The organism is Microvirga brassicacearum (assembly GCF_008757455.1).
GTDB classification, from domain to species: Bacteria; Pseudomonadota; Alphaproteobacteria; order Rhizobiales; family Beijerinckiaceae; genus Microvirga; species Microvirga brassicacearum.
Genome location: NZ_VCMV01000013.1, coordinates 602,719 through 629,335, shown reverse-complemented (window position 1 = coordinate 629,335; position 26,617 = coordinate 602,719). Strand labels below are relative to the sequence as shown.

General features: G+C 61.1%; 25 protein-coding genes. 12 read left to right on the top strand and 13 right to left on the bottom strand.

Going from position 1 to position 26,617, the window contains the following annotated elements; genetic code table 11:
* Positions 1 to 97: 97 nt before the first annotated feature.
* Positions 98 to 874 (bottom strand): class I SAM-dependent methyltransferase, encoded by a 777-nt coding sequence (locus FEZ63_RS10545; protein ID WP_150944034.1) that lies wholly within the window; start codon positions 872 to 874, stop codon positions 98 to 100.
* A 209-nt stretch (positions 875 to 1,083) separates the two neighbouring features.
* Here FEZ63_RS10545 and FEZ63_RS10540 point away from each other — a divergent pair, with 209 nt between their 5' ends.
* From FEZ63_RS10540 to FEZ63_RS10530, 3 genes are read left to right on the top strand one after another with little or no spacing between them, the layout of a single operon-like run.
* The gene (locus tag FEZ63_RS10540) at positions 1,084 to 2,223 is read left to right on the top strand and encodes an ABC transporter substrate-binding protein (RefSeq protein ID WP_150944032.1); all 1,140 of its coding nucleotides are present in this window, start codon (positions 1,084 to 1,086) and stop codon (positions 2,221 to 2,223) included.
* 4 nt (positions 2,224 to 2,227) lie between these two features.
* A complete protein-coding gene (locus FEZ63_RS10535; RefSeq protein ID WP_150944030.1) occupies positions 2,228 to 3,292 on the top strand; it encodes a FecCD family ABC transporter permease in 1,065 nt (354 codons plus the stop codon).
* The gene (locus tag FEZ63_RS10530) at positions 3,286 to 4,056 is read left to right on the top strand and encodes an ABC transporter ATP-binding protein (protein WP_150944028.1); all 771 of its coding nucleotides are present in this window, start codon (positions 3,286 to 3,288) and stop codon (positions 4,054 to 4,056) included. Before FEZ63_RS10535 ends, FEZ63_RS10530 begins: the two co-directional genes overlap by 7 nt.
* Before the next feature lie 52 nt (positions 4,057 to 4,108).
* Here FEZ63_RS10530 and FEZ63_RS10525 read toward each other — a convergent pair whose 3' ends face one another.
* The 4 genes from FEZ63_RS10525 to FEZ63_RS10510 form a co-directional block, all read right to left on the bottom strand.
* Positions 4,109 to 4,918 carry a carbohydrate ABC transporter permease gene (locus FEZ63_RS10525; protein WP_150944027.1) on the bottom strand — a complete coding sequence of 270 codons (810 nt, stop codon included), beginning with the start codon at positions 4,916 to 4,918 and terminating at the stop codon, positions 4,109 to 4,111.
* Complete coding sequence (locus FEZ63_RS10520; RefSeq protein ID WP_150944025.1) at positions 4,915 to 5,832, bottom strand: carbohydrate ABC transporter permease; 918 nt, start codon at positions 5,830 to 5,832, stop codon at positions 4,915 to 4,917. The genes FEZ63_RS10525 and FEZ63_RS10520 overlap by 4 nt, the downstream gene beginning before the upstream one ends.
* Positions 5,833 to 5,902: 70 nt before the next feature.
* Complete coding sequence (locus tag FEZ63_RS10515) at positions 5,903 to 7,186, bottom strand: ABC transporter substrate-binding protein (protein ID WP_150944023.1); 1,284 nt, start codon at positions 7,184 to 7,186, stop codon at positions 5,903 to 5,905.
* Positions 7,187 to 7,262: 76 nt separating this feature from the next.
* On the bottom strand, positions 7,263 to 8,261 hold the full coding sequence (locus tag FEZ63_RS10510) for an ABC transporter ATP-binding protein (protein WP_150944021.1): 999 nt from the start codon (positions 8,259 to 8,261) through the stop codon (positions 7,263 to 7,265).
* 174 nt (positions 8,262 to 8,435) lie between these two features.
* Between FEZ63_RS10510 and FEZ63_RS10505 the strand changes: the two genes are divergently transcribed.
* Positions 8,436 to 9,263, top strand: a complete 828-nt coding sequence (locus FEZ63_RS10505; RefSeq protein WP_201274131.1) for a DeoR/GlpR family DNA-binding transcription regulator — start codon at positions 8,436 to 8,438, stop codon at positions 9,261 to 9,263.
* A gap of 68 nt (positions 9,264 to 9,331) precedes the next feature.
* On the opposite strand, the gene FEZ63_RS10500 is transcribed toward FEZ63_RS10505, so the two are convergent.
* The 7 genes from FEZ63_RS10500 to FEZ63_RS10470 all read right to left on the bottom strand — a co-directional run bounded on the left by FEZ63_RS10500 (position 9,332) and on the right by FEZ63_RS10470 (position 16,870).
* Positions 9,332 to 10,261 carry a dihydrodipicolinate synthase family protein gene (locus FEZ63_RS10500; RefSeq protein WP_150944017.1) on the bottom strand — a complete coding sequence of 310 codons (930 nt, stop codon included), beginning with the start codon at positions 10,259 to 10,261 and terminating at the stop codon, positions 9,332 to 9,334.
* Positions 10,262 to 10,269: 8 nt separating this feature from the next.
* A complete protein-coding gene (locus tag FEZ63_RS10495; protein WP_201274130.1) occupies positions 10,270 to 11,694 on the bottom strand; it encodes an FAD-binding oxidoreductase in 1,425 nt (474 codons plus the stop codon).
* Positions 11,691 to 12,380 carry an aspartate/glutamate racemase family protein gene (locus FEZ63_RS10490; protein WP_150944015.1) on the bottom strand — a complete coding sequence of 230 codons (690 nt, stop codon included), beginning with the start codon at positions 12,378 to 12,380 and terminating at the stop codon, positions 11,691 to 11,693. The genes FEZ63_RS10495 and FEZ63_RS10490 overlap by 4 nt, the downstream gene beginning before the upstream one ends.
* Positions 12,377 to 13,045 (bottom strand): flavin reductase family protein, encoded by a 669-nt coding sequence (locus FEZ63_RS10485; RefSeq protein WP_150944013.1) that lies wholly within the window; start codon positions 13,043 to 13,045, stop codon positions 12,377 to 12,379. The genes FEZ63_RS10490 and FEZ63_RS10485 overlap by 4 nt, the downstream gene beginning before the upstream one ends.
* Positions 13,046 to 13,048: 3 nt before the next feature.
* On the bottom strand, positions 13,049 to 14,293 hold the full coding sequence (locus FEZ63_RS10480; RefSeq protein WP_150944011.1) for a Zn-dependent hydrolase: 1,245 nt from the start codon (positions 14,291 to 14,293) through the stop codon (positions 13,049 to 13,051).
* An 11-nt stretch (positions 14,294 to 14,304) separates the two neighbouring features.
* Positions 14,305 to 15,654, bottom strand: coding sequence for a dihydroorotase (locus tag FEZ63_RS10475; RefSeq protein ID WP_150944009.1), 1,350 nt, complete (start codon positions 15,652 to 15,654; stop codon positions 14,305 to 14,307).
* A gap of 100 nt (positions 15,655 to 15,754) precedes the next feature.
* Positions 15,755 to 16,870: a DUF917 domain-containing protein gene (locus FEZ63_RS10470; protein ID WP_150944008.1), complete on the bottom strand. Its 1,116-nt coding sequence runs from the start codon at positions 16,868 to 16,870 to the stop codon at positions 15,755 to 15,757.
* Between the two features lie 97 nt (positions 16,871 to 16,967).
* Between FEZ63_RS10470 and FEZ63_RS10465 the strand changes: the two genes are divergently transcribed.
* The 6 genes from FEZ63_RS10465 to hydA all read left to right on the top strand — a co-directional run bounded on the left by FEZ63_RS10465 (position 16,968) and on the right by hydA (position 22,572).
* Entirely contained in the window at positions 16,968 to 17,888 is a 921-nt protein-coding gene (locus FEZ63_RS10465; RefSeq protein ID WP_150944006.1) for a LysR family transcriptional regulator, read from the top strand.
* Between the two features lie 111 nt (positions 17,889 to 17,999).
* Positions 18,000 to 18,875 (top strand): substrate-binding periplasmic protein, encoded by an 876-nt coding sequence (locus FEZ63_RS10460; RefSeq protein WP_150944004.1) that lies wholly within the window; start codon positions 18,000 to 18,002, stop codon positions 18,873 to 18,875.
* Positions 18,872 to 19,636: an amino acid ABC transporter ATP-binding protein gene (locus FEZ63_RS10455; RefSeq protein ID WP_150943993.1), complete on the top strand. Its 765-nt coding sequence runs from the start codon at positions 18,872 to 18,874 to the stop codon at positions 19,634 to 19,636. The genes FEZ63_RS10460 and FEZ63_RS10455 overlap by 4 nt, the downstream gene beginning before the upstream one ends.
* Before the next feature lie 7 nt (positions 19,637 to 19,643).
* Positions 19,644 to 20,315, top strand: coding sequence for an amino acid ABC transporter permease (locus FEZ63_RS10450; protein ID WP_150943991.1), 672 nt, complete (start codon positions 19,644 to 19,646; stop codon positions 20,313 to 20,315).
* Positions 20,312 to 20,989 carry an amino acid ABC transporter permease gene (locus tag FEZ63_RS10445; protein ID WP_244622732.1) on the top strand — a complete coding sequence of 226 codons (678 nt, stop codon included), beginning with the start codon at positions 20,312 to 20,314 and terminating at the stop codon, positions 20,987 to 20,989. The genes FEZ63_RS10450 and FEZ63_RS10445 overlap by 4 nt, the downstream gene beginning before the upstream one ends.
* 101 nt (positions 20,990 to 21,090) lie before the next feature.
* Positions 21,091 to 22,572 (top strand): dihydropyrimidinase, encoded by a 1,482-nt coding sequence (gene hydA, locus FEZ63_RS10440; RefSeq protein WP_150943989.1) that lies wholly within the window; start codon positions 21,091 to 21,093, stop codon positions 22,570 to 22,572.
* Between the two features lie 108 nt (positions 22,573 to 22,680).
* On the opposite strand, the gene FEZ63_RS10435 is transcribed toward hydA, so the two are convergent.
* Complete coding sequence (locus FEZ63_RS10435; RefSeq protein WP_150944191.1) at positions 22,681 to 23,874, bottom strand: amidohydrolase family protein; 1,194 nt, start codon at positions 23,872 to 23,874, stop codon at positions 22,681 to 22,683.
* 152 nt (positions 23,875 to 24,026) lie between these two features.
* Here FEZ63_RS10435 and FEZ63_RS10430 point away from each other — a divergent pair, with 152 nt between their 5' ends.
* Both FEZ63_RS10430 and FEZ63_RS10425 read left to right on the top strand, forming a co-directional pair.
* Positions 24,027 to 24,776 (top strand): GntR family transcriptional regulator, encoded by a 750-nt coding sequence (locus tag FEZ63_RS10430; protein WP_420846268.1) that lies wholly within the window; start codon positions 24,027 to 24,029, stop codon positions 24,774 to 24,776.
* A 236-nt stretch (positions 24,777 to 25,012) separates the two neighbouring features.
* The gene (locus FEZ63_RS10425) at positions 25,013 to 26,581 is read left to right on the top strand and encodes an ABC transporter substrate-binding protein (protein WP_150943985.1); all 1,569 of its coding nucleotides are present in this window, start codon (positions 25,013 to 25,015) and stop codon (positions 26,579 to 26,581) included.
* The last annotated feature ends 36 nt before the right edge of the window (positions 26,582 to 26,617 follow it).

Sequence of the window (26,617 nt, the reverse complement as noted above, 5' to 3'; positions counted from 1 at the left end):
TACTACGTGGCCGAGCCATTGGAGAGCGCCCGCTTTGCCGCGGATCGGCGTTGTGTGCACAAAAAGCGTTGCGACGGCTCCCTAATGCCTCAACTCTTCACCGTTTCGTCGAGACGATGGCATAGCGATGTTGCGTTGCGCGCTCCAAACCCTTGAGCAGTGGCATATGTTTGGCCTGCTCGCGGTGAATACGCTTGAGATCGCGGTCGACAATATTCTCGGCAAAACCTGCCTGACGCAGCAGGTCCACGACCTCGCGTGCGCGCGCTCCCTTGGAGAAGTGCACCTGGCGCAGGATCCTCTCGTGGGTCTGACGCATGGCGTCCGAGGCAACGGCGATGGGTGACGCTCGCCCCTTGAGACGCTCGAGCATCCTGATCATGCGTTTCAGGATCGTGTCGGAGACGAAATCGCCGTCGATTATCAGCAATTTGCCGCCGGGCTTCAGCAGGGAATGCCATTCCTTGAAAGCAGCCTCCGGGTCCACCAATGTCCAGACCAGATGGCGCGTCACGATGACGTCGTAGCTCGCCCGACTCTCCAGCGTGCGCTCCACATCACCCATGACGAAGCGGATCTGCGTTCCGCGCGCTGCCGCCTTGGCGCGCGCACGGGCCAGCATCGCCTCGGACCAGTCGAGCCCGGTCACATCGAAACCCAAGCCGTCGAGCAAGTGGGAGATCACTCCGGTTCCGCTCGCGAGATCGAGCGCCCGGCGGCCCTCGCCCGGCCCGAGGTGGCGCAGGAAAAGCGCGCGCCAGGCCTGACGCTCCGCTTCCGAGAAAATCTCGTGCCCTACTTGATCATCGAATGTCGGCGCGCGAGCCGACCAGTATTCGCGGATCTCGTCGCGAAGCGTGTAATTCGACGTCATTGAAATTTTCTCACACTCGCAAATTTTTGCGTGACTTAGCGCCGGGTATTATCGTCGTCAAGTTATAAGTATTCTAATCTCTAGAATTGAATTGTTCTAATGAAAGGCCACATCAGTTTGTAATTATAGTAATTCTAAAAGATAACCCTTGATATACCTTTGTGGTCGCCATACGAGGAGCCGCTTTCCTTTATAATGCGAGGCACCTCATGCAGCTTCTCCACTTGGTTCTCGGCGCGGCTCTAACGCTTGTCTCATTCCTGCCTGCCTCCACCAAGGCGGCCGAGGGCAAGATCACGGTCACTGACGTCCTTGGCCGTCAGGTCGAGGTCAAGGCACCGGTCAACAAGGTGATCCTCGGCGAGGGACGCCAGATCTATTTTGTCGCCGCTCTCGATACCGATGCGCCTTTCAAGCGGGTCGTTGGCTGGCGGGACGATTTCGAGAAGGCGGATCTCGACGGCTACAGGGATTACCTCGCCAAGTATCCGCAGATCGCGACGCTTCCAAAGTTCGGCGGCTCGAAGGAAGGGACCTTCGATATTGAGCAGGCCGTCGCGCTTGCCCCCGACGTCATGATCATGAACGTCGAGGCAAAGACCGCGACGGACGACTCGAAGCTCATCGAGAAGCTCGCCAAACTCGGAATCCCTGTCGTGTTCGTGGATTTTCGCGACAAGCCGTTCGAGAACACCGAGCCGAGCATGCGGCTGATCGGCAAGCTGTTCGGCAAGGAAGCGCGATCGGAGGAGTTCATCGCTTTCCGCAAGGAGCAGATTGATCGCGTCACTGAACGGCTCGCCAAGGCGAACCCCGCAAAGCCGCTCGTGATGATGGAGCGCGCCGCAGGCTATACCGACGATTGCTGCATGTCCTTCGGCAACGAGAATTTCGGCAAAATGGTCGAAGTCGCCGGCGGAACCAATTTGGCAGCCAAGATCATTCCCGGCACGTTCGGCGTCGTGAACCCGGAACAGGTCATCGCGTCCAATCCGGATCAGGTCATCGTCACCGGCTCGAATTGGGAATTGTTCGTGCCCGGCGGCGCATGGGTTGGTGTCGGCTCCGGTGCGAATGCCGCAGAGGCGCGCAACAAGCTGGCGGCCCTGATGAAGCGTCCCGCTTATACCGGCGTGAAGGCGGTGGGGAATAAGCAGGTCCACGCCATCTGGCATCAGTTCTACAACAGCCCCTATCAATTCGTCGCCATCCAGCAGATGGCCAAGTGGCTGCACCCCGAATTGTTCAAAGACCTCGACCCGGACCAAACGATGCACTCTCTCCACGAGCGCTTTCTGCCGGTCGCCTACAAGCCCGGATACTGGGTCTCACTGACCGACAAGGAATAGGTGCTTGACGATTGCAGCACCCATTGCAGCGCAGGCAGGGCGCGGCGCTTACCGCGCCCTCGTCCGGCGCAAAAAACTCGTCCTCCTCGCACTCACCGTCGTGCTGATCCTCTCTGTCATCGCCGATCTGGGCCTGGGGCCGGCCCGCTACAGCATGCGGGAGGTCGTTCTCGCCCTGGTCGGTTCGGTGGAGGTTCCTCATCAGGTCAGCGTCGTGCTCTGGGACATCCGCATGCCCGTCGCGCTGACGGCGGTTGTTGTCGGGGCGGCGCTCTCCGCCGCCGGTGCGCAGATGCAGACCATCCTCAATAACCCGCTTGCCAGCCCCTTCACGCTCGGCATCTCAGCCGCCGCGAGCTTCGGCGCGTCCCTGGCCCTCGTGTTCGGGGTCGGCCTCCTGCCGTTCGCCATCGAATACGTGGTGTCGATCAACGCCTTGATCATGGCGATGGCGGCCGCCCTGTTCATTCACCTCATGAGCCAGAAGCGCGGCGTAACGGTTGAGACCATCGTCCTCTTGGGCATCACTCTTGTTTTCACGTTCAATGCCTTGCTGGCGCTCGTCCAGTTTCTCGCCTCGGAGCAGGCCCTTGCCGCCGTCGTGTTCTGGACCATGGGCAGCCTCACCCGCGCGACTTGGCCGAAGCTTGCGATCATGACGCTCGTCCTTGCCGTATCCCTTCCGGTTTTCGTCCGTCGTGCCTGGGCCCTGACGGCGCTTCGCCTGGGCGACGACAAGGCTGCGAGTTTTGGCGTGAATATTCGTCGGGTGCGGCTCGAGACGATGCTCGTCGTCAGCGTTCTCGCCGCCGTGCCTGTGGCCTTCGTCGGAACGATTGGTTTCATCGGGCTCGTCGGACCGCACATTGCGCGGATGCTGATCGGCGAGGATCAAAGATTTTTCCTGCCCGCTTCCGTTCTCTCGGGCGCCGCCATGCTGTCCCTGACATCCGTAATCAGCAAATCCATCTTGCCAGGAAGCATCATTCCCATCGGCATCATCACGGCGCTCGTGGGTGTGCCGTTCCTTTTCAGTCTCATTATGACCAACCGGGGGCGCGCATGGTAGCAACGCTGCAACTCAACGACGTTGGTGTCCGCTACGGCAGACAGAATGTGCTCTCGGGCATCACCACACCTCTGCTGAAGGGAGGCGAGGTGACGGCGGTCATCGGGCCGAACGCCGCCGGCAAATCGAGCCTCTTCCGCCGGATCGCCGGCCTTCTGGGTGGGCCGGGACACATCTCGATCGGCGGCGCAAACGAGACTAGCCTTAGTGGTGTCTGCTATATGCCGCAGGACACCTCGGTGAACACCGTCCTTACCGTTTTCGAGTCGATTCTTCTGGCGCGCAAACAGGGGGCCACTTCCAGGGTTCGCGACCAGGACCTTGAGGCGGTGGAAAGCACTCTCGCATCCGTGCGGATCGAGAGCATCGCGTTCAAGAATCTGTGCGAACTGAGCGGTGGCCAGCGGCAATTGGTTTCGCTGGCGCAGACCCTGGCGCGTGAGCCGAAGATCCTCCTCCTGGACGAGCCGACGAGCGCCCTCGACCTCCACCGACAGGTGGAGGTGTTGGCGCTGATCCGAGCCTTATCGACGAAGCAACAGATCTGCGTCGTTCTCGCGATTCATGATCTCAACCAGGTTCTGCGAGTAGCGGACCGTGTCATGGTGATCGACGCGGGAACGATGGTCAGCTGCGGCCCGGTCGAGGCAGTGATCACGCCCGCGCTTCTCAGGGACATCTACAAAGTCGATGGCAGGATCGAGCGGTGCTCCCGCTTGTGCTCCCAGGTCATCATCGATGGTCCCATTGTCGATCACGCATGAATGGGCGCCGTGAAATCGGCCCTCCGTAGCGAGTGGAGCCGAGGCGTGCTTGTCAGCGGATTCCGACACGCATGAACGATTGAACGAACTGCCGCTGAAACAAAAGGAAGGCGAGGAGAAGCGGGGCCATGGTCATGACCGTCGCGGCGGTGATGATCGACCAATCGACCCCTGTCTCAGGCGCGCCGAAAACCGCAAGGCCAACGGTAAGCGGGCGGCTTTCAACCGAGTTCGTAACGATGAGCGGCCAAAGGAAGTTGTTCCAGTGGTAGCTGACAGACACGAGACCAAAGGCGATGTAAGTGGTCTTTCCGAGCGGCACGAAGACCCGCCACAGCACACCGAAAGAGGATGCGCCTTCCACGCGCGCAGCGTCGACGAGTTCGTTCGGCACGCTTTTGAAGGCCTGCCGCAGCAGGAAAATGCCGAAGGCTGAGGCCATGTAGGGCAGCGCGATGGCCGGGATGGTGTCGAGCAGATTGAGCGCGCTGATGACGCGATAATTCTCCACGATCAGCACGTCCGGCATGATCATGAGTTGGACGAGTACGAGTGCGAACAGGACATCGCGGCCGACGAAGCGAAACCGCGCGAGTGCATAAGCCGCCAGTGTCGCGACCACAATCTGTCCGGCCAGAACCAGCGTAACCAGCATCACCGTGTTGAGATAATATCTGGCAAAGGGCGCCTGGCGCCAGGCACGGGCGAAATTCTCCAGCGTTAGCGGCGCTGTGAGATCGAAGTTCGTCGCATACTCGGCGGGGTGAAGCGCGCTCCACAGGCAATAGACCAGCGGCAGCAGCCACAGGAGCGCGAGGATCCAGGCGGCAATGGTCTCGATCAGATAACCGTTCTGCCTCATTGATAGTGAATCCTTCGATCCAGATAAATGAACTTGGTCAGCGCCACGGCCGCCAGGATCGTGATGAGGGTCACAGTCAATGTGGCCGCATAGGTCGTATCCCAGAATGTGAAGGCGACCTCGTAGATGTAGTAGAGAAGGAGGGAACTGGCATTGTTGGGCCCGCCCTTCGTCATGATGACAAGCTGATCGACAAGCTTGAAGGAATTGATCAACGCATTGATCGAGACAAAGAGCGTCGTGGGCATCAGCAGCGGAAGCGTGATCCGGCGGAAGAAATACCAGCGGCCCGCCCCTTCGACTGCGGCGGCTTCCTTCAAGTCCGGCGGAATCGTCTGAAGCGCCGCGAGATAGAAGATCATGAAGAAGCCCGCTTCTTTCCAGACCACCATGACGGAGAGCGCGGTCATGACGGTTGCCGGATCCCCGAGCCAGTTATGCCCTGACAAACCGATCATCTTGAGGAATTGGTCGAGCAATCCATAGCCGGGCGTGTAGAAAAAAAGCCAGATATTCGCGACTGCAATCATGGGCAGGACCGTCGGTGTGAAAAAGGCGAGACGCAGAAAAGACCGCCCGGCAATTTTCTTGTCCACCCATACGGCCATGAGGAGGGCAAGCGCGATGCTCGTGGGCACGGTCGCCAAGGCAAAGATGACGTTGTTGCGCAGAACCTGCCAGAAAACGTCGTCGTCCAGCATGTAGCTGTAGTTGTCGAGACCCACAAATGCCGCCGGGCCGCTGCGTCCGAGGGAAAAGAAGCTATGATAGAGCGTCGCGAGAATCGGATAATGCGTGAAGGTCGCCAGGAGCACGATTGCAGGGAGAAGCAGGAGCCAGGCATTCACATTCGTGAGCCAATTTCTTCGCCGAAGTCCTCTCGACTCGGTGGCGCTCATGACGGCGGCTACCATGAAACTCTCCCGCTTGGTGCCAGGCAGGTGCCGCGGCGGGAGAACCGCCGCGGCACCTGGTTCGGTAATCTTACTTGTAGCGGCTGAGGATTCGCTCGGATTGCTTCTGCGCGCTGTCGAGAGCTTCCTGTGGAGTCTGCGTGCCGGTCACCGCCGCCTGCACGGCATCGTTGACGATCTTGTAGATGCGTCCGTTGTCATGCACCGACAGCTCTGCCACTGCGTGTTTGAGCTGGTCGCGTGCGACGATGGCCTGGGGAAAGTCCTTCACGTAGGACTTCATCGTCTCGGTCTCGTAGGCAGCCGGGGTAACGGCCACATAGCCGGTCTTGATGCTCCATTCCGCCGCGCGCTCGGGAGCCGTCATCCAGCGAATGAACTTCACGGAGGCCAGTTGCTGCTCCGGCGACGAACTCTTGAAGACATAGAAGTTCCCACCGCCGGTCGGCGAGCCGCGCTGCTCTTTCGCAGGCAGCATGGCGACGCCGAAGTTGAACTTCGCCGCATCCTTCACCGCGGTCAGATTGCCCGTGGTGTGCCACATCATGGCGGTCTTGCCTTCAAGGAAGTCTGCGCGCAGCGTGCCCCACTCGATAGCGCCTGTCGGCATCACATTTTCTTTGCGGGACATATCCACCCAGTATTGCAGGGCTTCGACTGTTTTCTTCTCGTTGAAGAAAACCTTGGTGCCGGACTCGTTCATGAGCTTCTGGCCATTCTCGATGGCGAGTGCCTGCAGCATCCAATAGCCGTAGCCGGTCGAGGGGATTTCGACACCCCAGCGCGTGACGTTTCCGGACGCGTCCTTCTTCACCAGTTTCTTCGACATTTCGGCCATCTCGGCCCAGGTTGCCGGCGGCTTTTCTGGGTCGAGGCCGGCATCCTTGAAAGCGTCCTTATTGTAGTACAGGACGATGGTGGAGCGTTGGAACGGAACGCTCCACGTCTTACCATCGATGCGTCCGTTCTCCATGAAGGCGGGGTAGAGGCTGTCGAGCCACGCCTTGCCGTCTGCGCCGGCGAGATCATCAATCGGTACGATGGCCTTCTCGTCAATGAGTGTGAACAAATCAGTCGAGAACAGAACCGACAATTGCGGTGGTTGCCCGCCCTTCATGGCGGTCATCGCCTTCGTCATGGTGTCGGTGTAGTTACCCGCATAAACCGCATCGACCTTGATATCCGGGTTTTCCTTCTGAAACCGCTGGACCATGTCGTCGATCACCTTCGTGACCGGGCCGCCGACGGCGACAGGATAGTACATGGTGAGATCGACGGCTTGAGCCATGCTTGCGCCAAAGCCCGCTACCGTTATGAATCCGGCGGTGATCAGTGCCTTTGTCTTGAACTTCATGTTTTTCCCCTCCCTGGAGTTTGGAAGCCGTACGCTCGCGGCGGGAGCCGGAACGTTTCTTTGCAGAAGAAAACGTCTATTGAGGCAAACCCCCTTCACGACGCTTTCCGCTGTTCTTCTCAAACAGATGTACGTGACGGTTTTGCCAGCCGAGATTGACCTTGGTGCCAGTTGTCACCGAGCAGTATCCCGACTGCCGGACAGCGACGGTCTCGCCCTTCACATCGCAAATGATAATGCTGTCGGCACCAAGGTATTCAACCGCCTTGATCGTTGCCGACACCCCGTCGTGATCATCAAGCGTGATATGTTCGGGACGAACACCGAGCGATGTGTCGTCGCGCCAGGAGATGATGTTCATCGGCGGCGTGCCGATGAAGCGTGCTGCAAAGTCGCTCGCTGGTTGATTATAGAGCTCGTGCGGCGCCCCGTTCTGCTCGATTTGGCCGTCCCGCATCAGGATAACCCGGTCGGCCATGGTCATCGCTTCTGTCTGATCATGCGTGACGTAGACCATGGTCATGCCGAGGCGCTGCTGCAGGCTGCGGATCTCCGTCCGCATCTCGTGGCGCAGTTTCGCATCGAGGTTTGAAAGGGGCTCATCCATCAAACAGACGGCGGCTTCCGCGATGATCGCTCGGCCGAGGGCCACGCGCTGCCGCTGGCCGCCCGAGAGTTGGGATGGTTTCCGATCGAGAAGTTGGCTAAGGCCCACGATGTCGGCCACTTTTTTCAGCCGTTCGTCGCGCTCGGCGCGTCCGACACGCCGAACCTTCAGTCCAAAGATGATGTTCTCGGCGACACTCAGATGAGGAAACAGCGCATAGGATTGAAACACCATCGAGATGCGGCGTTCAGCCGGCGAGAGATGCGTGACATCGCGTCCACCGATCGTGATGTGTCCAGATTCAATCTCCTCCAACCCCGCTATGAGACGCAGTGTCGTGGATTTGCCGCATCCTGATGGCCCCAACAGAACCAGCAACGTCCCTGCCTCGGCCTTGAAGCTGACGCGGTCCACCCCACCCACTCCGCCCCAGGATTTGGAGACGGCATTGACGACAATTTCAGACATCGACGCGAACCTTTGAAATCACAGGCGCAGTTTGAAACTTCAGCAGATTCCGCTTGAGAGAGCTTAGGCGTTCTCCCGAAACCTAGAAGACAGAATGTGGGAGATCAAGCATACTTATGTGGAATGTCCCAGATCTACTGTGGCTTCTACAATGCTTGTCGTGGAGGGTGTGAGGTGTCGCTGTCTGAGGGCAAGAAGGTCACGCGCCAGAGATTAATCGTCGCCGAGCTCGGCATGACCCCTGCTGTTCGGACTTCCGACCTTGCTCGCCGCCTCGGCGTTTCCGCAGAGACTGTCAGACGCGATATCGAGGAGCTGACTCATCGTGGCCTCGTCAGCCGCACCTATGGTGGCGCGGCTGGACGCCAGCTTGGTCTCCAGCCGAAATTCCAGGATCGTGACACTCTTGCGGTGGAAGAGCGCGATGCCATTGCCCGCGCGGGGCTCGCGCTCGTCAAGCCGGGCGATGTCTTGATGATCGATTCGGGCTCAACGACGGCCCGCTTCGCTCATGCGTTGGCACAGGGCGCGGAACGGATTACGGTGATCACCAACTGCTTCGCGGTCGCCAACGCCTTGGTCCAGCAGAATAATGTGCGGGTGGTTTTCTGCCCGGGGGATTTTTCCTCGCGCGAGCGGGGCGTGTATGGCTCCGAGACATGCGCGTTTCTGCAGCGCTTCTACGCCGATATCGCGTTTATCGGGGCAAGCGGGTTGACCGTCGAAGGGCCCACCGACGTCGAGACTCAAGCCTGCTGGATCAAAAGAACGATGCTCGAACGAGCGGAACGAGGGGTGCTTCTCCTGGACGCGGCAAAGTTCAACCGCCGCCATCTGGAACTCGTCTGCCCATTGGACACATTGTCGGACATCGTGACCGATCGCGCTCCAAGCGGAGCTCTCGCGAGCAAGTTGCAAGCCGCCAATGTCACCGTTCATGTCGACGACGGGAAACGATCGCCTGTCGCCGACCTCATGCCCCCAACGGCCATGTCACGGTAACTTGATAACCGCCGGACCGGCACTTGCACCAACAACGAGAGCGTGCTTGGCGCCTAGACCGGGATCCTTCAGCTGACCGCCTGCAGCCTGCGCGTTTGACGGGCGACGAGACGCTCGATATCGGCGATATCGGCGCCGGACAGTTTGGCACCCGGCTTGCGTAGGGCACCTGAGGCGATCGCGCCTCGTTTGGCGAGAGTGTATTTACGGATCGTCAGACCGAGTCCCGGCTGCTGCTCGTAGCGGGCGAGCGGCAGATAGGCGTCGAACAAATCATGCGCGCGTTCGATATTTCCGGCCGCATAGGCCTTTGTGACATCGACCATCATCTCGGGATAGGCGAAACCGGTCATCGCGCCGTCCGCACCGCGTCCCATTTCTTCCGGCAGAAACATGCCGCCATTGCCGACAAGAATGGAAATACGCCGCCCTTCACCCGTCTCGCTCGCTTGTCGCAAGGTGGAAATCTTGGACAATCCTGGCCAGTCCTCGTGCTTGAGCATCACGCAGGTGGGCAACGTCTTGATGATCCGCAGGATGACGGCAGCCGAGATCTGGACGTTGGTGACCAGCGGAAAATCCTGCAGCACGAACGGTGTTTTGCCGAGCGTTTCCGCCACCATTTCATAATAGCCGTAGATCTGGTCGTCGGTCCGCAGATGTCCTGGAGGAGCCACCATGACCCCCGCTGCGCCTTCGCCCATGACGCTCTCACTCAATTCACGCATGGGCGCAAAGCCGGACGCCGAGACGCCGACGACGACCGGGACGCGGCCGGCAACGCGTGCCAGGACGCGCTTCACGAAAGTGCTCGATTCCGCGGCGGTGAGCTTGGTCGCTTCTCCCATCATGCCGAGAACGGTCAGACCCGTCGCCCCCTTTTCAAGATAGAAATCCACCATGCGATCGGTGCTCTGGAGATCCAATGCGCCCTCGTCCGTAAACGGCGTTACAGCAATCACGTAGACACCGGCGGCCTGTTCGTTCAGCAAAGTCATGGAATTCCTCAATGGTTCGACATATCGGGCAAGAGCTTGCCCGGGTTGAGAAGACCGGTCGGATCGAACACCGCCTTCAGGGCATTCATCAGCTCAAGTTCAATCGGCGCTTTGTAGCGGGACATATCCGCGACGCGAAGCTGGCCAATCCCATGCTCTGCACTGATCGAGCCGCGGCAACGCGCGGTCTCGTCGTGAACGATGCGAGTCAGAACGGGAGCGACCGCGGCAAAATCGGCATCGTTCGTGTTCTCGGCTTTCAGCAAGTTATAATGCAGATTGCCGTCGCCGAGATGGCCGAACATGATGGGCCTAACCCCGGGCGCGGCGGCAGCCACGGCCGCGTCCGCAGCCACGATGAAGTCCGCCATTTGTGCCACCGGTACTGAAACATCGTGCTTGGCGGCTCTACCCTCTCGCACGAGCGCTTCCGAGATGCCTTCGCGCAGGCGCCAGAAGGATCGGGCTTGCGTCGCCCCCTGGGCGATGGCTGCATCGAGGATGATCTCCGCTTCCGCGGCGTCGACGAGGGACGCCTCGAGCCTTGCGCCAAGCGCTGAATCGTCATCCGAGTCTGAAAGCTCGACCAGCACGGCAGCGGGCGGGACTTGGGTAAAAGGCAAACGTACATCACCCACGTGCCGCAGCACCAAAGTCAGGCAATCCCCCGTGATAAATTCAAATGCTGTCAGCCGGTCACCGCAGCGTTCGCGGACCCGCGCCAGAAGCGACAACGCCGCGCTCGTATCGCGCAGCGAGACAAAAGCGGTGGCACGAGCCTTTGGTTCTGGAAACAATTTCAACACCGCCCCGGTAATGATCCCGAGCGTGCCTTCTGAACCGACGAAGAGATCGCGAAGCGAGTATCCGGTATTGTCCTTGCGCAGAGCCTTGAGGCCGTCCCAGACGCGGCCATCGGCGAAAGCGACCTCGAGACCCAGCGTTAGCTCTCGCATTGTCCCGTAGCGCAGCACTGCAACGCCGCCGGCATTTGTTGCGAGATTGCCGCCGATCGTGCAGCTTCCTTCCGCACCGAGACTGAGCGGAAAAAAACGTCCCGCGGCCTTGGCCGCCTCCTGGACGGCAGCAAGGACCACGCCGGCGTCGACCGTCATCGTGTTTCCAACCGGATCGACATCGCGAATTCGGTTCATGCGCGTGAGAGAGAGCACGATGGCTCTGCCGGCCGGATCGGGCGTCGCCCCTCCTGACATGCTCGTGTTGCCGCCCTGAGGAACGACCGAAATTCCGGCCTCGCGACAGGCCGCCAAAACCGACGCGACCTCGTCCGTCCCGCCGGGTCGCACCACGGCCGCGGCCGCGCCGCGATATTTGCCGAGCCAATCCTGGAGGAACGGAGCCTTCGCCGCTTCATCGACCAGCACATTCTTTTCGCCGACGATCGCAGCAAGTCGTGCCACAAGCGTGGTCACGATAATCCTCCGCCCAGTGGCCGGCCACCCCAGCCGAGCCGCACCCGGCCGATTGCCATCGTGACGGCCGCCTGGGTCGGCTCGACCACGGGGATTCCCAGCTCTCGCTCGAGCGGTGCGCGGAACCGCGCCATTCCGGCGCATCCCATCACCACGACGTCGGCCCCGTGAACATCCCGGAGGATGCGCCCCACATCGATCATGCGCGCCAGTGTCCGCTCGCCATCGGCAAGTTCGGTCACTCCCAGTCCGACCGAGAGGTCGGCGGCGAAGCGGTCGTTGACGCCCATGGCGCCGAAATACCGAAGGTGTCTCGGGATCGATGTCGGCAAAATGGCGATGACACCAAACCGCTGACCGAGTGTCAGCGCCGTGAGCACGCCACATTCCGCGATCCCCAGCACCGGGCGGTTGCTCTGCTCACGCAACGGATACATGCCCGGATCGGAAAAGCACGCGATGACAAAGGCCGCCGCATCATCTTCGAGCGCGGCAGCCCGCTTCAACAACGGCGCCACAATGCCATCCACGTCGCGTTGCGATTGGATTCCGGGCGGACCATCCGCCAATGTCACGCACGCGATGGGGGGGCCGTCCGCCGAACGCAGCGGCGTGACCGCGGCGTCGATGCCGGCCGTTATCGACTCAGTCGAATTCGGGTTGATGACGTAGATCGTTTTGCTCATGCTTCACCTGTATCCGCGATTGACTGTGTCGCTTGTTGCGAGCGCCACTTGTCGAAGGTCTGACGCGGCACCTGGAAACGGTCCCGCGTCGTCGTGTACCAGTCCGCCCCGTGCAGCCGTGCCACAAGGTCCAGCCCATCGACATCGACATGAAACTGATCGTCCACAAGCCCATCGCGGATGTGCAAATGAACGATTTCACCTACCACCAGGTTGCGGTTGCGGGTTCCGAGCGAGAGCGAGACGGTCTCTCGGCATTCAAGCTGCACCGGCGACGATGCGATGCGAGGCGCTGCGACCTGCTGACTCGGCAGCGATGTGAGGCCGGCAGCCGCGAACTCATCCATCTCAGCCGGGAAGTCGATGGCGCAGACATTCATCGCTTCCACAAGCGCGCGATCGACAAGATTGACCACGAAGGTTCCGGTCGCGCGAATGTTCCGCATGGTGTCCTTCAGCGGAGACTCTGCTGGCGACCGTCCTTCGATGCCCAGAACGACCAGCGGCGGCGCGTGGCTGAATACGTTGAAGAAGCTGAACGGCGCAGCATTGGCGTGGCCGTTCGCATCCACCGTCGTGACCAGCGCGATCGGCCGGGGCAGCACCGTGTTCACGAGGAGCTTATAAAGGTTCCTCTCCGATAGTTCGCTTGTCACCCAGTCCATGGTCTACTCCACAACCATATCGAGGTGGCGCACGGTTTCCGCCAGCACACGAGCACCGTCCGCGGCTTGGCTCGGCTCGATCGATTCCTCCGGTGCGTGACTGCGACCATCGAGACAGGGAACGAAGATCATGCCGATCGGACCTGTTCTGGCGACAAACATGCCGTCATGTCCCGCGCCACTCGGCAGATCGCGGAAAGACAGACGAAGGTCCGCCGCTGCCTTTCCAATGGCCCCTCGGATTGCCTGTGCGCATGGCGTTGGCGGTACATGACTGATCAGTTCGGAGCGCACGCTCAGCCGGAGATCCGCGAGGTGGGACCTCAGACCGCTCACCACTTCGTCACCGAAGGTCGAAAAGACGCCTTCATCGCCGGAACGGACTTCGAGGATCATCTCGACCTCGCCCGGAACGGCGTTTGCCGCGTTCGGCGTGACATTGATGTTGCCGATCGTGGCCACGAGAGGCTTCTCGCCGCCTGACAATCTCAGAGCCCTCGCATGCACTTCCTCGATCAGGCGAGCTGCGCCGACCAGCGCATCGGCGCGCAGCGCCATCGGCGTCGCGCCGGCATGATCGGCCCGTCCCGTGATGGTGATGCGCTCGCGCCTGATACCGACGATGTCCGTGACGATGCCGATGGCTGCGCCCTCGCTTTCAAGAACCCGTCCCTGCTCGATGTGGAGCTCCACGTAAGCTGCGATGTCGCCCGGCTGGCGTCTCGCCGAGGAAAGTTCCTCCGGACGCCCGCCCACAAAGCGCAACCCGTCTCGGAGCGACATTCCGTCGGGACGCTTGAGCTCCAGCATTTCCGGCGACAGCGCACCGGCGAGGGCGCGGCTGCCGATGCACGAAAGACCGAACTCGCTCGGCTCCTCTGCGAGGAAATCATAGACCTCCAGCGAATGACGAAGGCCGACACCCCGTTCGACCAACCCTTGCGCTACTTCCAGGCCGGCCAGCACGCCGAGAATACCATCGTACCGTCCGCCCGAAGGGACCGTATCCGAATGAGATCCGATCACGATCGGCTTCAGATCGGGAACGATGCCCGGGAGGCGACCGAGGAGGTTGCCACCTGCATCGATGCTCGTCTCCAGACCCGATGCGCGAAACTCGGCTTCGAGCCAACGGCGACCCTCAAGAAACCGAGGCGAGAAGGAGCGTCTTGTCCACGGACGATCGGGATCGGTGATCCGCGACAGCGCCTCGATCCGACGCCACAGGCGATCGGCGTTGACCGGCATCACGGCCTCGATCACGCGGCTGGACGCAGGAAGCGTCCGTCGCCTGCCGCGTTGCGGATTGTCGAACCGTCCCAGGCCAAGGATCCGCGCACGAATGTCGCGGCGACGCGGACGGTGAACTCGCGCCCTTCGAAGGAGCTCCAACGGACCGCCGACAGGCTCTTCGACGGATCAAAGGGGAAACGACCGGGTTCGAGCACGACAATATCTGCATCCGCACCTGCGGCGAGACGGCCCTTATCGGCGAGTTTGAACGCCTTCGCGGGCCCTTCGCAGAGCTGCTTGACGACCATCGTCGGCGAAATTCCATGTTCGTCGCAACCGGTCCACAAGGCCGGCAACAGGGTTTCGATGCCGGGACCGCCCGACGTGTTCTTGAACACGTTCGGATCACCCTTTTTCTCAAGACCCCAAGAAACGTGATCCGATGAAATAAAGTCGCAATGACCCGCCGCCAGATGACTCCAGAGCAGTTCGCTTTCTGCCTTTGAGCGGATTGGCGGATAATGCTTCGCCTTCGCGCCGAACTTCCGAACGTGCTCCTCTTCGTTCAGCATGAAATACTGCACGCAGCTTTCGATCGAGGCTTTGTGGCCGGCCCGCTTGTACATGTTGGCGATGTCGAAACCGCGTGAGGTGGAAACATGCACCGCGTGAGCACGCGCGCCGGTCTCGGCGCCGATTTCGTAGATCCGCGCCGTTGCAAGGTTTTCGATCAGGTGCGTATGCGCGCGACCGAAAGCATCGGGACCCGTGTCGCCAGCCTCGATGAGACGGGCGATGTTGCGCCGCGTCATCTCCTGGTCCTGATTATGAACACCGCAAAGCAGACCAGTGGGCGCAATGAGCTTGAACGCTTCGTACAGCGTATCGTCGCCGATGCGCGGGAAGCGGGTCGGGTTCGCCTCGAAGGTCGAGAACTTGAACGCGCAGGCGCCGGCATCGACCAGGCCGGGAATTGCATGAAGGCCGTTCTCCACCGTGATCGTCGCATAGAGCGCCACATCCACGTGGGAATCGCGCTCGACGGTTGCGACCTTCTCGTTGAAGATCCTCGTATTCGTGACAGGCTCCGGCTCGTCGTAAGGCATTTCGACCATGACCGTCACGCCACCGGCCGCTGCCGCCCGCGAGCACATCCCGATGCCCTCGTGATTGGCCTGACTGCCGGAATGGACCTGGCCGTCGATCGCTCCCGGTATGATCCATTGGCCGCGAAAATCGTGGGAGTCGCGCGCTGATGGCGGAGATCCGGCTCCGACAACCGCCACCTTCCCGCCGGAAACGGCCACATATCCCTCATCGATGATTTTGTCGGACAAAACCACGTTGCCACGCAGGACGAGATCGAAATCGCTCATGAGTATCACCTGTTCGTTCGATTAACCGGCAGCTTCCGGCGCATTTCGTGCGAGCATAGCGGCTGCCGCTCGCGAGGAATTATGCTTATTGGGTGGTGCCCTATAACTGCGTGTTATCAACCGACGCGCCGCCGAGCGCATAGGAGGTGAGGTCGAGGCCGAGGGCGTTTTCCACCACCGGGTACACGCTTGGATCGGTGGCGCTGGCGCTCAAGGGGATCCGGTCCTTGGGAATGCGCATGACCAAGAGCTCCCTTCCTTCGCGCACCGCTCCGACACTGATGGGGCGGCCCTCCGCGTCGAGGGTCGTGATGACATCCGGATAGCTTGCCAGGCGGCGACCTTCGAGATCCGTCACTGCCATGTATTCATTCATGACATGCAGGATACAGGCGTCCTTGCCGGTGCCGACCTGGATTGTTCCAATGTCGAAAGCTTCCGCCGTATATTGGACAACCTTGGAAACGACGCTGCCGCGCCTGATGATGGACCCTCCCGTCTCATCGCAGATAGCATCGACGACAGCAGTTCCGCCTTTCGATTCTGCTGCAAGGATTCGTTCGCCCAACGCCAACGCCATCGAGATGCCGCCGAGAGCAGCATGTTTGCGGACGTAAGAGGCCGGGAGGGGATTGCGGCACGAGGCGATGAAGCCGCCCGACATGTCGGAGGCGGTGCGTAGGATCGGCGATACCTTTGCGGTCGCGCCGCGCACTACCAATTCGACATAGGAATTGCGCGATCGGTTGCCGCCCGCGGCGGTCTGAATGGTTGCGTCCGGGCTGTTGGCGAGGCCGATCGAACCCATGTCGCCGGTGGGATGCGCCCGGATATCACCAACCGCGTCGATCACCTTGGTGCCGAGAATGGCCCCCGGCAACCAGGCGTTCAGCGTACTCGACATTCCATTTTGCCCGATGATCAAGCCGTAGATCGGCTTGCCGAGAGCCTCCTGAAGGAGTTCGACGGCGCGTACATAATCGACGCCGCGCATCTCCCATTCGGTGGTGCCGGCGGGCGCGCCGATCGCTGCGGCGGTGGCAATGATGGCATCGTCGGGCACCTCGTCCAGGGAAACAAGCTCAGGTTGGCCGGCAAGGACTGCTGCGGTCCCCAGCATACGGCCGTGATCCGGCCATCCGCCGCCGCCTGCTGCATAAATCGAACCGCCGGCAACGGCTGCCTCCACATCTCTGATGGTCAGAATCCGTGCCATGGCCCCTCCGGCGTGTTTTCCCGAGCTGACCATAGAGACTATCGCGACCGCCGAGATATGCTATTTCCGAGAGCGGCCATAACAAGGTGTTATCTCGATGCGGTTCAATTTGCGGCAGATAGAGGTATTCCGCGCGGTGATGGTGACCGGCTCGATCAGCGGCGCGGCACGGCTGCTATCCGTGTCCCAACCTGCCATCAGCCGCCTTCTGGCCTACACGGAGGATCGGCTCGGCCTGACGCTGTTCGAGCGGGTCAAGGGTCGCGTTCATCCGACACCGGAGGCGCGACGCCTCTTCTCCGAAGTCGATCAGGTTCATCAGGGTGTCTTGCGAGTCAACGAGCTTGCGCAAGAACTCCGGGAGCGCGGGACTGGAGCGCTCCACGTGGTGGCGAGCCCGAGCGTCGGGCAGGCGTTGGTTCCCGAGGCGATCGGCCGGTTTCGAGAGCGATTCTCGGATGTGAGGGTCGAACTCGAAATTCTTACGATCCACGATCTTGTCGCGCGGGTCGGCGGCAACCGTGTCGATCTCGGCGTCTCAGTGCTGCCGGTCGATGAACCGACGATTTCATGCGTACCCATCATGGAGGGACAGCTACAGGTTATCTGCCCGCGCGACCATCCGCTCGCCGCCCTGTCTGCCGTGAGGCCGGCTGATCTTGCTCCCTACCCGCTGATCGGTTACGGGCCGCAGACACCGTACGGGCTGCTGGTCGAGCGCGCACTGGGAGCGGGGATGAAGCCGATCCGCATCAACACCATCGTCCGCTTTACGCCCATCGCTTGTGCGATGGTCCAGGCGGGAGCGGGCGTCGCGGTCGTTGACGAGTTCGTGCTCCGGGGCGCCACCTGGCCAAGCATCGTGTCGCGGCCGCTTGAGCCACCGGCCCCGATACGCGCCCATCTTTTGACGTCTCGCCTCGAGCCTCTCTCACGTATGGCGCAAGCCTTTGTGGCCATGATGCGCGAACTTCCGCCTCCCCGGATTCCGGGCGAAGGCGACGGACGATCGACTTAACGTCATGTTATGCCCGGGGCACAACAAGTAATAGGCAGGGAATGGATTTGACCTGTTAGGGTAATGGTTGGACGCGCTTCTCATTCGATCAACGATAAAGGGAACCATGCTATGAGGTGTTTGCCGATCAAGGCCGCTCGCGCCGCCGTTCAGGGTTTTGCCGTCGCCGCTTTGTTGTCGTTTCCTGTTGTGGCGCAGGACGCCGATCACCCCGCTGGCGAGAAGCTGAAGGTCGCCTGCGATCTTGGCTTTGCTCCCTTCTGTTTCAAGACAGCCTCGGGAGAGGTCACCGGCTTTACCTATGATTTCGCCGATGCCATCGCCAAGAAACTCGGTCGTCCAGGCGTCGAGGTGACGGATGCGAATTTCTCGGCGATCTTCGCCGGCATGTTTTCAAAGCGCTACGAGATGATCCCGGCGCCGACAAACATCACCAGCGAACGTGCCGCGCAGATGCTCTTCAGCGAACCCTATATGCCGACAGGCTTGGGTTTTCTCGTCAAGAAAGGGAGCAAGATTGCCAGCCTTGAGGAATTGAAGGGGAAGGCGCTCACCGTCAACAACGGTAGCATCTCGGACAAGTGGCTGACCGACAACGAGGCCAAGTACGGCTTCACCATCCAACGCTATAACAAGAATGCCGACGCGGTCCAGGCGGTCATGATCGGTCGCGCCTTCGCCAACGTGGCCGACGTGCCCGTATCGCGCTATGTCGCCACGCAGACACCGGCAGCCGAGGTCGCCTTTGTCCTCGACAGCGGTCGCAATTTCGGCATCGCCTTCCGCAAGGAAGACACGGCGTTCCGCGCACAGGTCGAACAAGCCGTCGAATGCCTCAAGAGCGACGGCACGCTCGCCAAGATCCACGAGAAGTGGTTCGGTGTGGCGCCGGATGCTGCTTCCTCCACCAGCAAGGTGTATCCTGGCACGGGCGCTCCCGATTTCGAGGGCTACGATGCGACCGAGCGCAAGGCCGCCTGCAAATGACAGTGAGCGAGCGGGGGCGAAGCACCCTGGAGGACAGCGTTGTCATCCGGGGCCTGGGCAAGACCTTCGGTTCGGTCGAGGTTCTTCGGAACGTGAACCTCGACGTCAAGAAGGGCGAGGCCGTCGTGATTGTCGGTTCGTCCGGGTCGGGCAAAAGCACCTGCTTGCGCTGCATCAATCGCCTTGAAGAGCCGACGGAGGGTCACATTTTCGTCGGCGGCCACGAGGTGACCGGCAAGGGCGTCGATTTGAACGCCCTTCGCCGCCGGATCGGGATGGTCTTCCAGAGTATCAACCTCTATCCACACAAGACCGCGCTCGGCAACGTGACGCTCGCGCTGCGCAAGGTCGCGGGCCTTTCGAAGGCCGAGGCCAACGAAAAGGGCCGCCGGCACCTCGAACTTGTCGGCTTGGGTCAAAAGGCCGATTCCTATCCGGCGCAACTGTCCGGTGGCCAGCAGCAGCGGGTGGGGATCGCCCGCGCCATGGCGTTGGAACCTGACGTCATCCTGTTCGACGAACCCACGTCCGCGCTCGATCCTGAACTGGTCGGCGAGGTGCTCAACGTGATGGTCCGCACCAAGGAACTGGGGATGACCATGGTGGTGGTCACGCATGAAATGCAGTTTGCCCGCGAGGTCGCCGACCGGGTGGTGTTCATGGATCACGGCGTCGTGTTGGCAGAAGGCACGCCCGAAGAAATCCTCGTCGCACCTGAGCATCCGCGGATCCGCGAGTTCTTGACGCGTACCAAGAGCTGACGATCCAATGGATCAGATCATCAGGTACTTCTTCGATTTCCCGCTAATGGCGGCCTATTGGCCGGACATCCTCAGAGGCTTCCTCATCACCATTCAGATGTCGATCCTCACGGTCGTGATCGGCATTCCGCTCGGCCTCCTGATCGCGATCGTGCGTCTCTATGGCATCAGGCCGCTAAACATCCTGATCATTTTCTACATCGATTTCTTTCGCTCGATCCCGCAACTCGTGCTGATCGTTCTGGCGTATTTCGCCCTTCCCTATTTCGGTCTCGTGCTGGAGCCCATTACCGCAACCGTGATGGCGCTCGCGATCGTTCTTTCGGCCTTCTCCGAGGAAATCTTCTGGGCCGGCATCAGCTCAGTTGCAAAGGGGCAATGGGAGGCAGGCCGATCGACGGGCCTGAACTTCACACAGACCCTCGCCTACATCGTGCTGCCACAAGTGGTCAGGATGTCGATCCCGCCGCTCACCAACCGGGCGATCGGAATCAGCAAGGGGACCACCCTCGGGTCGGTTGTTGCGGTACCCGAACTTCTCAATGTGACGTCGAGTATCCAATCGAACGTCGCCAATCCCACGGCGCTGACGGTCGGCGCGCTTCTTTTTCTCGTCCTCTTCCTGCCCTTCGTGCGGTTCACGCGGTGGCTGGAACGGGTCTACGCACATCCGAGATGATGATGACCGAGTTCGTCACCACCTTTTTCAATTGGGATGTGTTGCTGGAGGTCTGGCCGCTGCTGCTGCAGGGTCTCTGGATGACTCTCGGTCTGGCGGCCGTTGCAGTGCCGCTCTCGATCGCACTCGGCGTAGGCATCGCCATGGCGCAGGATTCGCGCAGCAAGCTGGTGCGTATGCTGCTCGTGTCCTACGTGGACACCATGCGGGCCATTCCGCCACTGGTGCTGCTCATCTTCATCTTCTTCGGGCTGCCATTCCTTGGAGTGAATCTCGGCGAGTTCGCAGCTGCGGTTCTCGCCCTGACCCTCAACGGTTCGAGCTATTTCGCCGAAATTTTTCGCGCCGGCCTCGAATCCGTGCCCAAGGGCCAGCGTGAGGCCGCCCGCTCGACGGGGCTCAATTGGGCGCAGAGCATGGCCTATGTGGTGGTGCCGCAGGGGACACGCAACGTTCTTCCCGATCTCGTGAGCAACACGGTGGAACTCGTCAAGCAAACGTCGATCGCCTCGGCTGTAGCGCTGCAGGAACTGCTGCGATCGGCCCAACTGGCGCAAGGACTGCTCTACAATCCGACGCCGCTCGTGGCTGCGGCGATCGTGTATTTCATCATGTTCTGGCCCTTCGTCCGGCTCGTCTCCCGGATGCAGAACAAGGCAGTCGTCCATTCGTAGGAAGAAGCCGGAGATGGCTTCTTCTCGTTGCGAAACGATCAAGTGCCTCGCGTCGATGATGAGGCGCGGCTCCCTCACCGATTGAAGCCCGAGGATTTACCATGAGCACCGAACCATTCGATGTCGTCATTCGTCACGGCCGGGTCGTTACTTCGCGCGGCACAGAAGACACGGATGTGGGCATTCGAGGCGGCCGGATCGCCGCGATCGGCCCCGGACTTTCCGCCGCAGGGGAAACGATCGATGCCCGGGGATTGCTGGTTTTGCCCGGCGGCGTCGATGCCCATTGCCACATCGATCAAATGGTCTCAAGCGGGGCTCGCACAGCGGATGACTTTGAAAGCGCCAGCGTTGCTGCAGCCTTTGGTGGCACGACCACGCTGATCTCGTTTGCGGCCCAACATCGGGGGCAAAGCCTGCGCGCCGTCGTCGAGGACTACAAAAGCCGCGCGCACGGCAAATCCGTCGTGGATTATGGTTTCCATCTCATCCTGACGGATGCCACAGCGCAGACCCTCGACCATGACCTGCCGGCGCTGGTCGACGAGGGTTTCACCTCGGTCAAGATTTATCTCACCTACGATGCTCTTCGCCTCGACGATCGGGCTGCGCTGGATGTGCTCACCGCAATTCGGCGGGAGGGCGCGATGCCTTTGATTCATGCGGAAAGCCACGACCTGATCGCCTGGTTCACGGATCGACTTCTGCAATCCGGGCATAGACAAATCCAACATCTGGCGACCGCGCGCCCCTCGTTGGCTGAACGGGATGCCGTCCACCACGCGGTGTCCCTGGCGGAGCTCGTAAATGTCCCGATCCTGCTCGTCCACATGTCGAGCGCCGACGCCGTGGAGCAGGTCCGTTGGGCGAGAAATCGCGGCATGCCTGTCTATGCCGAAACCTGTCCGCAATATCTCGTCCTGACTGCCGATTCTCTCAGGCAGCCTGCATTCGAGGCCGCCAAATTCTGCTGCAGCCCGCCGCTGCGTGACAAGACGAACCAGGATGCGGTCTGGTCCGCGCTTGCGGACGGAACACTCTCGATCCTGTCATCTGACCACTCAGCCTTCGAGATGGAGGGACCGGACGGCAAGCTTAGAGACGGCCCCGACAGCGCGTTCAACAGAGTGCAATATGGCATGCCGGGTCTTGAAACCCGCCTCCCGTTGATCTTCTCGGAAGGGGTCGTCGGTGGCCGTCTTTCCCTAGAACGATTTGTCGAGGTAACCGCCACCGAGCCCGCACGTCTCTACGGCTTAAGCGGACGCAAGGGCGTCATTGCGCTCGGCGCCGATGCAGACATCGTCCTGTGGGACGCAAAGCGACGCATGACCATTTCGCCCGACACGTTGCACGATGGTCTCGGCTGGACACCCTACGACGGCCGCCAGGTGACCGGCATGCCCGTGACCACGATGGTAAGGGGCACCGTTATTTGTCGCGATGGCGAACGTGTCGGAACAAGTGGCCATGGTCAGCTCCTTGCCCGCGACAGGCCCGAAGCTTCGTTGCCCACAGCGCCGCCGCGGACCGGCTTCGACGTGGTCAGCAACCGCTTCGTCTGCGAAGAACTGGATCAGTGACCGCATCGGTGTGGCCGGGGGCCATGATCCGCCGGTTTTACGTTTCCGCCGGTCGCGGCAGCGCCCGAACTACGATCGCGCGCTGCTTGCACTCGGCCCTCGACGCGTTTACGGCGCGGTCATGATCGACTTGCCGTCTTGCGCGACAATGCGGCCGGACTTGATCACGGCCTTGCGCGGCCTGCGGGCGACGACAGCCTCGGCAAGGGTCTCACCGTCGAGCAGCACAAGATCGGCGCTGCATCCGGGCTCCAGGCCGTAGCCCTCGCACTCCATCATCCGCGCGCCGCCATGGGTGCAGGTCTCAAGCGCCATGGCGACTTCGTCGTCGCGGCGGAAATTGTTGCGCAGACCGACGAACACGGCCCGCTCCAGCATGTCGGCATTGCCATAGGGCCCCCAGGTGTCCCTGACACCGTCCGACCCCGCTCCGACCACGACGCCCGCATCCATCAAGCGCTTCACCGGCGGCACGGATTTGAAGGCCGGTGCCGTGGTGAGGATGTGAACGCGGGCTTCGGCGAGCGCGTCGATCAGCGCCGCCACATAATCCTGGTCGGGCATTCCGAGGCAGAAGGCATGGCTGACGGTGACGTGACCCTGCATGCCGAGTGCCTTCGTGCGCTCGACGATCAATTCCATAGAGAATGCGCCAAGTTCACCGGTCTCATGCAGGTGGATATCGACGGGGCGGCCGTAGCGCTCGGCCAGTTCGAACACCACGTCCAGGTGACCCTTCGGATCGCGATCGATTGCCGAGGGATCGAGACCGCCGACCACCTGGGCGCCGAGTTTCATCGCCTGGTCCATCAACGCCACGGTGCCGGGGCGAACCAGCATCCCGCTCTGCGGGAAGGCCACGATCTCGATGTCGACGATGTCGCGAAGCTTTTCGCGCGTCTCGAGTACGCCCTCGATGCCAGCGAGTCCGAGATCCGTGTCGACGTCCACATGGGAGCGGATGTGGGTCGAGCCGAGAGATGATGACAGGAGAGCCTGCCGCTCTGACTGCCGCGCCGGGTCGATTCCAAGAAGACGCTTCTGCGCGCGCTCGTTTTCGATCTTGTCGATCAGCCGCGGCCCGACATCGTTATGATACCAGGGCATCCCCAACAGCGTCTTGTCGAGATGCGTGTGGGCTTCGACGAGGCCCGGAATCAGGATCGCGCCATCGCCATCGAGAGTGTCCGCGTCGTCACGCACGGCTTCGCCATAACCGGTGATGCGGCCTTTCGTGATGGTGATGCTCGTTGCGTCGGCGCCCATCGGCCGCACGTTCGTCATGATCAAGTTGCCGCTCATCATTCTCTCTTTTCTCCATTCCGCCCGAAATTTCGGGTCCGCTCCCCATCACCTCATGGGTGCCGCGTGCCCGGAGCTTGCCGATTCCTACATTTCGTATACAATGATGGGGACAATCTGTAGGCCAGATTTCGCGATTGTGCGAGAGCAAAATGGATGCAAAGTGGTGGAGACCTCATTTCGTTTCACCAGCCCCTGTGACCATGCCCCCCAGCAAACCCAAAACCAAAAGCCCTCGGAGCGAGTCCGTCTATTACGGCCTTCGCCGCGCTATTATCGAACAGGCTTTAATGCCTGGCGACAAACTGACGGAGGATCTGATCGGGGACCGGTTCGGCGTCAGTCGCACCATTGTTCGCACGGCTCTTGCCCGCTTGAATGTCGAAGGACTCGTGGATTTGCAGCCGAACAAGGGCGCGGCGATCGCCCAGCCGAGCCTGTCCGAGGCGCACGATGTCTTCGAGGCCCGCATGTGCCTCGAGCGGCAGGTCCTCACCCGTCTGGCCGACAAGGTCACCGACAGCGATATCGAGCGCCTGGAAAGGCACATCGCGCTGGAAAACAAGGCCACCCCCAATGACGGCCCCGCTTCGATCAGGCTTGCGGGTGAGTTCCATATCCTGCTGGCGGATCTCGCCGGCAACTCGGTCCTGTCACGCTACGTGGATGAGGTCGTCTCGCGCTGCTCGTTGATTCTGGCTCTCTATGGCCGTCCCCATTCGTCGGATTGCTCGCTGAACGAGCACCAGCAGATCGTTGACGCCCTGCGCGCGCGGGATGGAACGCGCGCTGTCGCCAGCATGGGCCATCATCTCGAAGCCGTCACCGAGCGCGCGCTCCTGTCCTCGACGACCGACAAGCACCGCGATATCCGCACTATCCTCGACTACTACGCAAAGTAAGGACCGTCGTACCGTTGCGGCCGGGCCTGCCCGATCCCGTGACGCGGCCCCTAGGGGCCATCGACCATCGACCCTCTCGGGACAGCCGCCGGTGAAACCGTGTGCGGCCAATGAACTCCTGGCCCCAAATAACCACACATTCAAACCGCGCCGCCGTTGACGTCGAACGCATTGTATGCAAATTTTTTATTCATTGTATCCAATAATGACAGTCCAGAAGGATTGGGAGGCTATCAATGAACATCAAGCTTGCCGTCACCCTGTCGGTCGCCGCGGGCGCTCTCATGAGCGCTTCCGCCGAGGCCAAGACCCTCCGGTGGTCGTCTCCCACCGATGTCACGACGCTCGATCCCTATGCCCACACCGAGAGCTTCACCACGAGCATGCTGCACCATGTGTTCGACCCATTAGTGCGCCGCGGGCGCACTCTGGAACTCGAACCCGCGCTCGCAGTGAGCTGGAAGAACGTGAAACCGGACACCTGGCGCTTCGAGCTGCGCCGTGACGTCAAGTTCCACAACGGCAATCCTTTCACGGCGGATGACGTCGTCGCCTCGTTCGCACGCCTTCTCGATCCGGGTGCTCGCGCCCGCGGCAATATTGCAACGGTTCGCAAGGCGGAGAAGGTCGACGATTTCACCGTCGACATCGTCACGGACGGCCCCTACCCGCTCCTGCTGAACGATCTCGCAGGGGTCTACATTCTCGACAAGGAATGGATGGAGGCGAACGGCGCGCTGAAGCCCGGCAACATCGCAACCGGCGTCACCACGGCGGCCTCGACGACGGCTGTCGGCACAGGTCCCTTCAAGGTCGAATCCTACAAGCCGGATGCGGGCACGAACTTCGTCGTCAACCCGGACTGGTGGGACAAGCCCCAGCACAATCTGACGCGGATCGAGTTCAAGCCGGTCAAGTCCGACGCGACCCGCGTTGCGGCTCTGCTTTCAGGTGAACTCGACCTGATCGCACCGGCTCCGCTGCAGGACCTGGGACGGATCGGCTCGGCCTCCGGCTTCAAGGTGATCGAAGAGCCTTCGCTGCGCCTCATCATGCTGTCGCTCAATTTCCGGCCTGAATTGAAGGCCATGCCGGGGCAGAAGAACCCGCTTCTCGATCCGAAGGTGCGCCAGGCCATGTGGCACGCCATCGACATGGAAACCATCAAGAAGCGCGTCATGCGCGACAAGTCGCGCAATACCGGCACTCTCGTTGCGCCGCCGGTCCCCGGCTATGCCAAGGAAAACGATGCGATTCTTGCCTACGATACCAACAGGGCGAAGGCGCTGCTCGCGGAGGCGGGTTATCCGAACGGCTTCAAGGTGAAGCTCAACTGCCCGAACGATCGCTACATCAACGACGAACAGACCTGCGTGGCGATCGCCGCCATGTGGACGCGCGCGGGAATCCAGACCGAGTTGCAGACCGAATCCCGCGCCACGTATTTCCCGCGTCAGGATCGCGGCGAATTCGACGTGTCGATGGTCGGCTGGGCGACGCTTCCGCCCATGGATGGGTTCAGTGTGCTCTCGTCGCTGCTCGCGGCTCAGAAGGACGGCCACGGCGGCTCGAATTCCAGCACTTATACGAACCCGAAGATCGAAGAGCTGACCCGCAAATCCGCATCGGAACTCGATGAGACCAAGCGCCGCGGGATGCTGGTGGAGGCCCTGAAGGTCGCCCATGACGACGTCGCGTATATTCCGCTCCACCAGCAGCCCGTCGCCTGGGCTGTGCGGGACGGCGTCGATGTGCCCCAGTTTCCGGACGAGTATGTCCGTCTCTGGTTCGCAACCATCAAATAGCCCCGTTTCCGGACGGGCCGGCCCGCATCCTGGCGA